At 57.1% G+C, this 13,251-nt stretch carries 6 protein-coding genes and 1 pseudogene; 5 read left to right on the plus strand and 2 right to left on the minus strand.

The features are described 5' to 3' along the window. Positions 1 to 263 precede the first annotated feature (263 nt). Both M0G74_RS05065 and M0G74_RS05070 read left to right on the plus strand, forming a co-directional pair. A complete protein-coding gene (locus M0G74_RS05065; RefSeq protein WP_248215238.1) occupies positions 264 to 3,353 on the plus strand; it encodes a thrombospondin type 3 repeat-containing protein in 3,090 nt (1,029 codons plus the stop codon). Positions 3,354 to 3,589: 236 nt separating this feature from the next. Then, positions 3,590 to 5,578: a M1 family metallopeptidase gene (locus tag M0G74_RS05070; protein WP_248215239.1), complete on the plus strand. Its 1,989-nt coding sequence runs from the start codon at positions 3,590 to 3,592 to the stop codon at positions 5,576 to 5,578. A 252-nt stretch (positions 5,579 to 5,830) separates the two neighbouring features. On the opposite strand, the pseudogene M0G74_RS05075 reads toward M0G74_RS05070, so the two are convergent. After that, a pseudogene (locus M0G74_RS05075) lies at positions 5,831 to 6,895 on the minus strand (serine hydrolase domain-containing protein). Between the two features lie 661 nt (positions 6,896 to 7,556). On the opposite strand from M0G74_RS05075, the gene M0G74_RS05080 reads away from it, so the two are divergent. From M0G74_RS05080 to M0G74_RS05090, 3 genes are all read left to right on the plus strand, one after another. After that, positions 7,557 to 8,627, plus strand: coding sequence for an efflux RND transporter periplasmic adaptor subunit (locus tag M0G74_RS05080; protein ID WP_248215240.1), 1,071 nt, complete (start codon positions 7,557 to 7,559; stop codon positions 8,625 to 8,627). After that, positions 8,624 to 11,743, plus strand: a complete 3,120-nt coding sequence (locus M0G74_RS05085; RefSeq protein WP_248215241.1) for an efflux RND transporter permease subunit — start codon at positions 8,624 to 8,626, stop codon at positions 11,741 to 11,743. The genes M0G74_RS05080 and M0G74_RS05085 overlap by 4 nt, the downstream gene beginning before the upstream one ends. A 164-nt stretch (positions 11,744 to 11,907) precedes the next feature. Beyond that, complete coding sequence (locus M0G74_RS05090; RefSeq protein ID WP_248215242.1) at positions 11,908 to 12,075, plus strand: hypothetical protein; 168 nt, start codon at positions 11,908 to 11,910, stop codon at positions 12,073 to 12,075. 31 nt (positions 12,076 to 12,106) lie between these two features. Here M0G74_RS05090 and serB read toward each other — a convergent pair whose 3' ends face one another. Continuing rightward, a complete protein-coding gene (gene serB / locus M0G74_RS05095; protein WP_248215243.1) occupies positions 12,107 to 13,123 on the minus strand; it encodes a phosphoserine phosphatase SerB in 1,017 nt (338 codons plus the stop codon). Between the last annotated feature and the right edge of the window lie 128 nt (positions 13,124 to 13,251).

The following is a 13,251-nucleotide window of genomic DNA, read 5'->3' on the forward strand; positions in this document are numbered from 1 at the left end:
TCTGGAGAAAACACCCTACCTCTCCGGCACCCGAGCCCCCGAACGGAAACTCCCGTAGATTTTTACTGGAGTCACGGCTTCCCCTTCGAAGCAAAAAATAGCCATTGAAATAAGCAATCTAAAAGAACAAAACCAATACAAACTCAGCTCGATTACTTGTGCGATCCGCATTCCAAATTCTCCCGGTCAGGACTCACCTATTCCCGGCAGGTTTATTTCAGGAGAAACGCCGGAAATCTGATCCGTAATCTAGGGAAACATACATGTTCAATCCGATCGTCAAAGGCCTCGCTTATCTAATCCTGGCTGCAGCCCTCACTGCCTGTGGCGGTGGAGGTGGCGGCAGCGATGACTCAGGTAGCGCATCCGGGGGCAGCACAAGTAGTAGTGGTGGCAGTAGCAGCAGTAGCAGTAGCAGTAGCAGTAGCAGTAGCAGTAGCAGTAGCAGTAGCAGTAGCAGCGGAGGTGACAGCAATCCCCCTGGGGGCTACAACCCCTATCTGCCCGCTGGAGACGATGTTGCGCTTTATTACAACTGGAACACCGAACCGGCGCATTTCGAAGATGTCACTATTGGCTCAGTAAGCGCCCGTGCACTGGTATTCCCCAGCGGGGCCAAATATTACTTTGTCTCGGACACCAGCGGCATCTACTACCTCGGCTTCTATGCCCCCGACCTCTACATTGACGGTGTGGGTACCTACACCGTCGATCTCCGCCTGGAGCAAAAAATCCCCCTCTGGAATGCAGGCCTGGAAGCAGGCGATATTCTGGAACAGAGCGGCAGTGGCACCGTCAATATTACGCCAGAATACGGAAACAGGGGATTCACTTACGACGCGGCACGCGGCTACCAGGGAGAGGGCGTAGTCACCACCAGTTACACGGAAGCAAATGCCCATGTTGTCCAATTCGGTATGGAAGCCACCGCAAATATTGACGGTACCCAGGTTATTCTCCAGGTCGCGCATGCTTTCGCTTTCGTGAAGGATCTCGGTATCGCACGACTGGCAGATGCCGATTACGAGTTTCAGCTGACGGACTATGTCGGCCCCTACACCGGCGGCGAGAGCTCATCTTCTAGTAGTTCTTCTAGCAGCTCATCTTCAAGTAGCTCCTCTTCCAGCGGCTCATCCAGTTCCAGCGGAAGTTCTTCCAGCTCAAGCAGCGGCTCAAGCTCGCCGGGCTCCAGTGGTAGCTCTGGCAGTAGCAGTTCTGGTGGAAGTAGTGACCCGGACAGCGACGGGGACGGAGTGCCCGACAGCAGCGACACCTTCCCGAGCGACCCGACGGAAACCGAAGACAGCGATAACGACGGCATCGGCAACAATGCGGATACCGATGACGATAACGATGGCGTCACCGACGCTAATGATGCCTTCCCCACGGATCCGGACGAAGTCGCCGACTACGACGACGATGGAATAGGGGATAACGCGGACACCGACGACGACAATGACGGCTACGAAGATAGCGCGGACAATTACCCCTACAACCCTGAAAAATGGGCAAAACTGGCGCTCACAAACAATGAACACAATGTGCTTTACGTGCGCGGCAGCTCAGACAATACCTTCACTTACACTGTCGACATTGCGGCGGAAAATCTCAACTGGTCGCTGGAAGACAAGTCCACTGCGGGAATTACCGCAGACGTGACCAGTGGCCAGGGGGATGGACAGGTGGTATTCACCCTGGATATGACACTGGTGTCAGCAGATGCCGTTGCGGAAACAGTGGCCATCACGGATATCGATGCCGGCGATATCGAATATGTGACCTTCAACATTGATGCCCAGCTGCCTCAATTCACTGTTTCCAGTGCCACACAGGAACTCGACGCCAGCTTTGACTGGGATAGCACAACGCTGACGAACCAGGTAAGCCTGGGTACCGGCAGCAACAGCCATACCGTCACTGTTTCGGTGGACTTCCCCCTGGCCGACGCTTGGTCCGCAGACGCAGTGATTGAAGTCAGCGAAAAACCGCAGGAAGTTGCATTGAATTTTGATCCTTCAAAATTCCAGGAGGGCACCTATCAAGGCACGGTAACGCTGAGCGCAACGGTTGATGGCAAGGCCATCGAAACCAGTTACCAATTTACCGTCAAAGCATCGAGCAATATCTTGATCGCCCACGACAACGGCATTGGTTTCTCCAGTTTCCCCAGCAAACAAGTACTGGAAAAAGCCATATTGATCGAAGATAGCTATTGGCAGGGCGGAGTGCCCTGGCAGGCCGCTACAAGTGCAACATGGCTGACAATAGATGCGTCAGGCGTTACTGGTAGCAACCTGACAATATCCGCCAACCCCGACGGCCTGGAGCTGGATCAGCTGCACACTGCCACCATCACCATTTCCTCCAGCGATTCCACTGTGGAGAATACGGAAGAAGTGCAGGTGAGCCTTTGGGTAGGCAGCACAGACCCGGCTCAAACCATCAACGTAGATAGCAGCTACAGTTACCTGGTCGCAGACCCTGTCAAACCCTACGTCTATGCGGCAAGTGGCAACACCATCGATGTTTACAACATCTATAACGGGGCCTTGGAAGACACCATCACGCTAACGGCAGGTGAGATAAGCTCCCTTGCTATTTCCAGTGATGGCGGAATGCTTTTTGCCACCGACGCAAACCAGAGCAGTGTGACCTCTTACGATCTCTCTCTCGATATCGAAGCAACCAGTGTTTATGCCAAGAACCCGGAGTATGTGCGCTTTGGTCGAGTCAGAGGAAACGCCCTGTTGTTCACTTACTATCGGGAAAGCGAAAGTTCCACTTACGGTCGACTGCAGGTGATCAACGCGGACGATTTATCTCTGATTACAAGCGCAACGGACTATAACTCCGCTTACCGTGACGAGTTAGACGTGAGTGAAAATGGCAAGGTTTACTGCTCCAGTGGACCCGGAGCCGGCTGTTTCGATATACGCTATTCCAGTCTGGCAAATGATATTACTTCGACCCATCGCACCAGTATTTCCGGCGACACCGATGTGGCCGTCAGCTTCAATGGTGATTTTGTCTATGCGGTTTCAGGCACCTCATACAGCTTCGACAAGTTCGACACCAATACCGGGAGCATTTTGCTGAACCTTCCTGGCGTCGCATACCCCTGCTGTGTGGAGATTGCCCCCGGTAACAATCTACTTGCCGGCGCTCGCGATTATTACAACTACGGTGTAGCCGACTATTGGCTCTATGGGAGCGACGGTACCAGCACCACCAGCGGCCACATTTCAACCTATACCAATGAAATCAAGAAAGGTGGGTTTGCGCTTTCTGCAGATGGTTTATCCATCATCAGCGTGACCTCGCAGCCTCAGCTGGTAGTCACCCGCCTTCCATAGCGACTTAAACAGGCCCCGGATCACGCATTCGGGGCTTGGCTTGCCCCGCCCCCTGTATCCCACATCTCGCGACCGGCAAGCGCCCCCTGAAACATTGACACTTCACTCTTTGTTGTCTAACCCTAAGTAAAATCGAATGCGCCCTTTCTGAGGCTACTGCTATTGGGTATTCTGTGCCGCGACGAATTTATCCAATTCCCCCATCAAAAGCACAACAACAATCACGGAGCCATTACATGCTGCCCCAATTGTTTAACGCCAGCCTCGGCCGCCTGATCGGCACCGGACTGCTCGCCTGCAGCCTCATAACGCTGAGCGCTTGCAGTAAAAATGAAGCCCCGGCAGGCGACAAAGGCACTGCAGATATCCCGCAGAGCGCCACCGAATACACGCCGGAAAACCTCGAAAAAGATGCACCACTGGCGGACAAGGCCCAGCCGGAATCCGGCGTCGACTATCACGCCTTCGCCAACACCAACGACTATGTCGTCAAACACCTCGATCTCGACCTCACCGCGGATTTCGACAACAAGATCCTCAAAGGTGAGGCCGTACTCGACATCAAGCGGCTCACCACCAAAAACCCACCGCTGATTCTGGACACCCGCGAGATCGACGTGACCGCCGTGCGCGCTGGTATCGGCGATGGTCTGCAGGACGTGAAATTCAGCATGGGCAAAAAAGACCCGCACCTGGGTACCCCGCTGAAAATCAACCTGCCAAAGGGCGCCAACCGTGTCGCCATCCAGTACCAGACTTCTCCCGGTGCCTCCGGCGTGCAATGGCTGGAGCCGCAGCAGACCGCGGGTAAAAAACACCCCTTCCTGTTCACCCAGGCCCAGGCCATCCACGCGCGCAGCTTTATCCCGCTGCAGGATTCACCCAAGGTGCGCATGACCTACAAGGCCACCATCCGCACTCCCAAAGAGTTGCGCGCGGTGATGAGTGCCAACAATGATCCAAATGCAGAAATGGACGGCGTGTTCGAATTCGAAATGCCCCAGGCCATCCCCTCCTACCTGATCGCCATCGGCATCGGCAACCTCGACTTCAAACCCATGGGCGAGCGCACCGGTGTCTACGCCGAGCCGGAACTGCTGGAAGCCTCGGCCAAGGAGTTTGAAGACACCGAATCCATGCTGGAGGCCACCGAAGAAAACTTCGGCCCTTACCGCTGGGATCGCTACGACCTGCTGATCCTGCCCCCGAGCTTCCCCTTCGGCGGTATGGAAAACCCGCGCCTCTCCTTTATCACCCCCACCGTAATCGCCGGTGATAAAAGCCTGGTGGCACTGATTGCCCACGAGCTGGCGCACTCCTGGTCCGGCAACCTGATCACCAACGCCAGCTGGCGCGACCTGTGGCTGAACGAAGGTTTCACCACCTACCTCACCAACCGCATCATGCAGTTCATCTACGGCGACCAGCGCTACCAGATGGAAATGGCACTGGGCTACGACGACCTCAAAGCCGACTTGGATGATCGCGAAGATAAAGACGAGATCATGGCTATCGACCTGCGCGGCCGCGATCCCGATGAAGTCTTTTCCAATATCCCTTACGAGAAAGGTTCGCTGTTCCTGTACGAGCTGGAGCAGAAAGTGGGCCGCGAAAACTTCGACAAATTCCTGATGGAGTACTTCAACCACTTCGCCTTCCAGAGCATCACCACCGAAGACTTCGTGAAGTATCTGGATCAAACCCTGCTGAAGCAGTATCCGGACAAACTGGACCGCGCGCGCATCCAGCAATGGATCTTCGAACCCGGCATCCCCGAAGGCGCACCGCACCCGCAGTCCGATGCCTTCACCAAACTGGATCCGGTTCGCGAGCAGTGGCTGAACGGCGAGATCAAGGCCGGCGATATCGACACCAGTGACTGGACCTTCCATCAGTGGAAGTACTTCCTCGACGGCATGCCGGAAAAACTCAGTGAGGAGCAACTGAAGGAACTGGATAGCACCTTCAAACTCACTGATTCCAAGAACAACGAGATCGCCTTCAGCTGGCTGATGATTGCCGTGCGCAACGATTACCAGCCCGCAAACGCGCGCCTGGAAGACTTCCTGGTAAGCATCGGCCGCAACAAGTTCCTGCGCCCGTTGTACCGCAACATGGTGGAAAACGGCAAGACCGACGAAGCCAAGCGCATCTTCGAGAAGGCCAAGCCGGGCTACCACCCGCTGACCGTGAAGGTGAACAGCAAGATCATCTACGGCGACTGACACACCCCAATCAGACAAATTAATGCCCCGAGGTTAGCGAATAGCCTCGGGGCTTTTTTATACATCAAAATTCTGCTGATGATGAGTACCGGAACAGTGCCGATTCCTGACACGGTAGCCACCGCCAATCGCGCCTTGAGAGTTGTCTCATTTTCACTTTTGGCAGTGCCATGACCGGTCGAAATTAGCTATTCCTTTGGGCATGCCTTTAATAAAGTTTTCGGAATGATTTAAGCGACATAAGGTGGAAATCTAATTTTTTCCGGGAATAGCAGCTTTTGCGATCTCAAGACTGATGTTCTCCGGGTCCGCAAACTGGTAGTTGCTCAGTACAATAACGCTGCTACCGGAATCTGGATAGCGGCGCATGAACGTCTTGAAGCCGCTTATGGTTCCACTGTGGGATACCTCGCCATCTTTAATGGATACACCGAATCCATAGTTTCCGATAAACGGTGTTTCCATTGTCTTTACGGATTCTGGGGAGATGATCTTCCCGCTATTCAGTGCCTGATCCCATTTGAACAGATCGTTGACGGTGGAGTACAAAGCGCCGGCAGCGAAAGGCGTATCCATCTCAAAGTAGAATGCGTTTACCAATGCGTCACCTACCTTGGAATATCCGGATGCCCGGTTGCGTAGTATGATTCCCGGGTGATCCTATCCGGAGTCCGTCATACCGGCCTTTTTGAAAATCAATGAATCGACCACCTCTTCGAATGGCTTTTCAGCCACTCGCTCGATGATATAGCCCAGCAGAACATAACCGGAATTGCTGTAACCAAAGTCAGAACCCGGAGCGAAATTCAGGTCCATATTGATAAATCGATCCACCGTTTGTTTTGGCGTTGACGGCAGTCGCTCGTACTTCAGGTTGTCTTTAAAGCTAGTAAAATTCTGGATTCCGGAGGTGTGAGTCAGGAGATGACGAATTGTGATTTCGCTCCAGGTATCCGGAGAGTCCGGCAGGTGTTTTGACACCTTGTCATCAACGCCAATTTTCCCCTGCTCAGCTAACGCGAGGACAGTCGCAGCGGTGATCTGCTTGGTGAGTGAGCCGATACGAAATTTGGTTTGCGGTGTGTTCAGAATTTGGTGTTCTAGATTGGCATATCCATAACTCTTGGCCATTTGAAGTTCACCATGTTTCGCCACCAGTACCGAACCGCTAAACTCCCCCTGCTCGGCCAGTGCACTCAGGTAATCGTCAATCTTTGCCTGGGTTGCAGAAGGTAATTCCGCATTGCTATGCGCCGAAACTTGAAAAAGAAAGATAAAGGCAAATGCCATATGACCAAATTTTGCTTGGTATTTCATTTTATGTGATCCCTCATTTTCTCTTATTGATAATTGGATGTAAGCCTTTCATAAGGGGCTGCACCTATTCCCCAGCATTACGATGACGTCGATGCATAATCTGTTGTCGAAAATCTACCCACATCCAACAACTTGAGTATCCCTTCCTAAAAATCAGCGCAGGTATGTGATGACATTCTGGCATGATACTTCCCTGATGTGGTTTGGCGGCACGCTAAAAACCGTCCCACTTTCCCCCTAATAGACCAAACGGAAACCAATGAACGTAACTACCGCTTCCGTAAGTCACATATTCTGAGCATCCACCCCTGTGAAATTGCCGTCAAGGCCAGCGACATCGGCACCCAAAGCTGGACCTGCCGCTGGTTAAAGTCCTTCCTCGACGGCATGCCGGAAAGCTGAACTCCGCATATACTCTAATCATTGAGCAACCCCGGCCCACCCCGAGAATAACACCGCTCATCGAATTGCCTCTCGCGGCGCCCACAGTGAGAGGTAAATTTATGTAAATATCCACATCCCTGACTTTTCACCCCTTTACTCTTTATCTTTTTACACTTCGCCCTTTTAATTTGGCCTGAAAGTTGCTGCATTTGATGCCCGACTTTTGCGCACCAGAAACAGAAAATAAGCCTCCGACCACTAGGTGTTTTCCATCGTCATGAAAATGATCCGCCCCGTCACGTCTGCTAAAGCCGGTTTCTTCGCACTGCTCGTCGCATGCCTAAGCTCCTCTCCACTATTTGCCCAGGGCCCCAACAACGCGCCGGTGCCGGTGCGCGCGGCAGCCGTAGAGCTGGAGCCAATCTCCAATCCGGTGGAAGCGCTGGGCACCGCCAAGGCGTGGGAGTTTGTGTCTCTGCGCGCGGGGGTCACTGAACATATCAGCCGGATCCATTTCGAGAGCGGCCAGCGGGTCAAGGCCGGCGACGTACTGGTGGAACTGAGCCACGGTGAGGAACTGGCAGAGTTGGCCGGCGCCCGTGCCACCCTGCAGCGCTTCGAACGGGATGAAAAACGCCTGCGCGGACTGGTAAATAAAAACCTGAGTACCCGCGAGCAGCTGGAAGCGGTGGAAACCCAGGTGGCGGAGACCCGCGCACTGATCGATGGCCTGCAGGCGCGCATCGACGACCGCATTATCCGCGCGCCTTTTGATGGCCAGCTGGGGCTGCGCAATATCAGCGTCGGCAGCCTCGCCACGCCCACCACCGAAATCACCACCATCCAGGAAATCGATCGCCTGAAGCTTGATTTCACCGTGCCCGAACGGCAGCTGTCCGCCATCTCCGGCGGCATGAAAATCGAAGCCGTCAGCCAGGCCCATCCCAAGCGGGTGTTCAACGGCGAGGTGATGATTGTGGAAGCGCGGGTCGACCCGCAAACCCGTGCCTTTACCGTGCGTGCGCGCCTGGATAACCCCCGGGGTGAACTCAAGCCGGGCATGCTGCTGCGGGTGCGGATCATCAGCAACCCACGGCAAGCACTGACCATTCCCGAAGCCGCACTGGTACCGCTGGCCGGCGACCAGTCTGTGTTTGTGGTGAAGCAAACCGAGGGCGGGCACATAGTGCAGCGCCGCGAAGTGGAGATAGGACACCGCTACCAGGGCAAGGTGGAGGTGCTCTCGGGCCTCGCCCAGGGCGATCAGGTAGTGACCCGCGGCACGCTGCATATTCGCGACGGCCAGGAAGTGTCCGTGCAAGCGGATAACGGAGCGGCCAATCAATGATCATCAGTGATACGGCGGTCAAACGCCCGGTCTTTGCGCTGGTCCTGTCCCTGCTGCTGGTGGTGTTCGGCTTGATCAGCTTCGATCGCCTGGCCTTGCGGGAATACCCGGATATCGATCCGCCCATCGTCTCCATTACCACCAATTACCCGGGCGCTTCCGCGGATATCGTGGAGACCCGCATTACCCGTCAGATCGAAGACCGCATTGCCGGTATCGAGGGTATCAAGACCGTCACCTCCTCGAGCTCCGACGGGCGCTCGCGTATTTCCATCGAGTTCAATATCAACCGCGACGTCGACGGCGCTGCCAACGATATCCGCGACCGGGTCTCCGGGGTGCTGAACAACCTGCCGGTGGAAGCGGATCCCCCCGAGATCGAAAAGGTCGACAGCAGCGACGATGTGGTGATCTGGCTCAACCTCACTTCAGATCGCCTGAGCGTGCCGGAACTGACCGACTACGCCAACCGCTACCTGGTGGACCGCTTCTCGGTGCTGGACGGCGTGGCCCGGGTGCGCGTGGGCGGGGCCAAAGACTTTGCCATGCGCGTCTGGCTGGACCGCGGCGCCATGACCGCACACAACGTCACCAGCGCGGACATTGAGCGGGCACTGCGCGCCGAGAACCGCGAGCTGCCGGCGGGCTACCTGGAATCCAGCGACCTGCAGTTCACCCTGCGCCTGCAGCGCCAGTTCCAGAGCGCCGAGGACTTCGCACGGCTGGCGGTTGCCACCGGTGACAGTGGCCACGTGGTACGTCTCGGCGATGTGGCGCGGGTGGAACTGGGCTCGGCGGAAGATCGCTCCACCTTCCGCGGTAACGGCGAACCCATGGTGGGCATCGGCATCACCCGCCAGTCCACCGGCAATATCGTGGCGGTGGCGGAAGCGGCCAAGGCGGAAATGGACAAGGTCAACAAGACACTGCCGGACGGCATGCGCCTGAGCCAGAGCTACGATGCCTCGGTGTTTGTGTCCGAGGCGATCAAGGAGGTGTATACCACCCTGGTGATCGCGGTGATCCTGGTGACCCTGGTGATCTACCTGTTCCTCGGCAACTGGCGCGCAACCCTGGTACCAGCGGTAACGGTGCCGGTATCCCTGGTGGCCACCTCCATCCTGCTCTACGCCTTCGGCTTCAGTATTAATCTGTTGACGCTGCTGGCACTGGTGCTGGCTATCGGCCTGGTGGTGGACGATGCCATCGTGGTGCTGGAAAACATTTTCCGGCGCATGGATGAATACGGCGAGCCGCCGCTGCTGGCGGCCTACCGCGGCACCCGCGAAGTGGGCTTCGCGGTGGTGGCAACTACCCTGGTGCTGGTGGCGGTATTTGTGCCGATCACCTTTCTCGAAGGGGATATCGGCCGACTGTTTTCCGAATTCGCGCTGACCATGTCCGCGGCGGTGATCTTCTCCTCCATCACCGCGCTGACCCTGTCGCCGATGCTGGCAGCCAAGCTGATTCGCCCCAACGATGAACACAATGCGGCCACCCGTTTTATGGACACTGCGCTGACCCGCATCCAGCGCCGTTACCGGGGCGGACTCGATTTTATCCTGCGCCACCACTGGGTCGCCAGCGGTGTGTTTGTGGCAGTGATGGCCTTTGCCGCGCTGTCCTTCCGCCTGATTCCCACCGAGTACGCGCCGCGGGAAGACCGCGGCTCCTTCTTCCTGCTGGTAAATGGTCCCGAAGGGGCCAGCTACCAGTACATGCAGGAATATATGGACACCATCGAGGAGCGGCTGATGCCACTGGTGGAAAAGGGTTATGTGAACCGCCTGCTGGTGCGCTCGCCGCGCTCCTTCGGCACCTCCGCCACCTTTAACACCGGTATGGTGATCTTCACCCTGGCTCCCTGGGGCGAGCGTCCCTCCGGGTTCGAACTGATGAACCAGGTGCGTGCGGCGGTGAGTGACCTGAGCGGGGTACGCGCCTTCCCGGTGATGCGCCAGGGCTTTGGCGGCGGTCTCGGCAAGCCGGTGCAGTTTGTGCTCGGCGGCAGTAGCTACGAACAGCTCACCGAATGGCGGGACCAGCTGAACCGGGCCATCGATCAGTCCAACCCGGGGCTGCTGGGCGTCGACTGGGATTACAAGGAGACCCAACCGCAGCTGCGCATCAACGTGGATTACGAGCGTGCCGCAGACCTCGGGGTACAGGTGAGCGATGTGGGCACCACCCTGCAGACGATGTTCGGTTCGTTGCGCGCCACCACCTTTATCAACAACGGCGAGGAGTACGATGTGATTCTCGAGGGAGAGCGCGATATGCAGCGCACCCCGGACAGCCTCGAGAACCTCTATGTGCGTTCCACCACTACCGGCGCCCTGATTCCGTTGCAGAGTCTGGTGGAAGTCACCGAGTACGCGGGCTCACCGCAACTGCAGCGCTACAACCGGGTGCGCTCCATTACCCTCGACGCTAACCTGGCGGACGGGCTGGTACTCGGCGAGGCACTGGAATATCTGAACCAGCTGGTGGATGACAATCTCGAGGGCACCCCGGTCATCGACTACAAGGGACAGTCGAAAAGCCTGGAGGACTCCGGCAATACCATCCTGTTCGCGATACTGCTGGGCGCGCTGGTGGTGTTCCTGGTACTCGCCGCCCAGTTCGAAAGCTTCGTGCACCCACTGGTGATCATGTTCACCGTACCACTGGCGATGGCCGGCGCTTTGTTGGGTCTGCTGCTCACCAATCAGTCGCTGAACATCTACAGCCAGGTGGGACTGATCATGCTGGTGGGGCTGGCGGCGAAGAACGGCATTCTGATCGTGGAGTTTGCCAACCAGTTGCGCGATCGCGGTATGGCATTTGGCCAGGCCTTGCGCCAGGCGGCGGAAACCCGCCTGCGCCCGATCCTGATGACCGGCATCACCACCGCCGCGGGTTCACTGCCGTTGCTGCTGTCCTCGGGTGCGGGCTCGGAAACCCGTGCGGTGATCGGTACCGTGGTGCTATTTGGGGTGTTGGCCGCCACGTTGTTTACCGTTTACATAGTACCGGTGGCCTACGATGTGCTCGCGCGCCGCACCGGCTCCCCGGGGCAGGTTGCACGGGAGGTGGGTGAACTGGAGGAGCAGCATCCGATGGAAAAGGTCGACTGATGGTAAGGATGAATTAATTGGCGGCTGATTTTGCGCCGGTCTAGGCATACCGGCGCCTTTCTCTTAATCTCTCCCGCCTCACCGCAACTTTTTAGCGCTGCCGCTCGTCTAACCAGCAGAAGCCAAGGAAGCACTGGAAGACACAACGCACAGCAGGGAACCTCATGCGTAAATTCATCGTGACAGGACTGGTCATCATTCTGGCGGTGGCCGCCGCCGCCTGCGATCGCCAGGTCTGTTATCGCGAGGGACGCGACAATACACCGCCAATCCCCTTTGCCCAGATTGGCGGTGATTTTTCGCCGGCCCTGAGCCTGGTTATCAACTACTGATCCCCGCCCGCAAGCTCCCCAAACAATGGGCTCATTCCCCGAGTAATTGCGCTATCTGGCGATCGTTCAGACCGAACAGGTACAGCGCAGCATCCAGCCCGAAACCATCAATCGCCTGTGGCGCCTCGGCGCGCACCTTGGGCTTGGCGTGGAAGGCAATCCCCAGGGCACCCAGAGACAGCATGGGCAGGTCGTTGGCGCCGTCACCCACGGCAATGACCTGATCCAGCGGCAGCGCCAGTTCAGCCGCGATCTCCTGCAACAGCAGCGCCTTGCGCGCGCCATCCACAATCGGGTCGATGACACCGCCGGTCAGGGCGCCACCGTTAAATTCCAGTTGGTTGGCGTGCACGAAATCCACCGCCAGGTGATTGTCCTGCAGGTAATGGGCGAAGTAGGTGAAACCGCCGGAGAGAATCGCGGTTTTGCAGCCCAGCGCGCGCAGGGCCAGCAGCAGGCGCTGGGCGCCGGGCATCAGCGGAATCCGCGGGGCGATTTCTGCGAGGCTCGCCTCGGTAAAACCCTTGAGCAGGCTCATGCGCTTGCGGAAGCTCTGCTGGAAGTCCAGCTCACCGCGCATGGCAGAAAGGGTGATTTCCGCAACCTGGTCGCCAACGCCGGCGATTTTCGCCAGTTCGTCAATGACTTCCGCCTGAATCAGGGTGGAGTCCATATCGAAACAGGCGAGCTTCGGCGCGCGCTGGGTATCGCCCGCCTGCAATACCAGCTCCAGCCCCAGTTCCTGTCCGAGCTCCAGCAGCGCCAGACGAGCCGCAGCAAACGCGATATCCCCTTCCAGCTGCAGGCGCAGCACCCGGCAGTCCGCACGGGCAGCCAGGATATCCACCGTCACCGGCTGCCACTGACACTCGCGCAGAAATACCGCGAGCTTTTCCAGTTGCGCAGCTTCGACTTCCGGTGCCAATACCGTCAGGCACCAGGGCGCGGTCACCGCAGATGGGGTATCGCCCGCGACAGACAGGAAAAAACTCTGCTGGCACAGGCTGGCCAGGGCGGAAAATTCGGGGGAGAGAGCATTTGCGTCCATGGCTGACCCTTGATAGCTGACACTTGCAGGATTTTCGATAAACAGGCCAACGGGCGAAAAAATCGCCAGGGCCCGAATTTGGCCGCGCATTATAGCCCGGCGCCTTTTTTCCCTGAAGAAGTGGGATA

Origin of the sequence: Microbulbifer sp. CAU 1566 (assembly GCF_023156515.1) — a bacterium.
Classification (GTDB): domain Bacteria; phylum Pseudomonadota; class Gammaproteobacteria; order Pseudomonadales; family Cellvibrionaceae; genus Microbulbifer.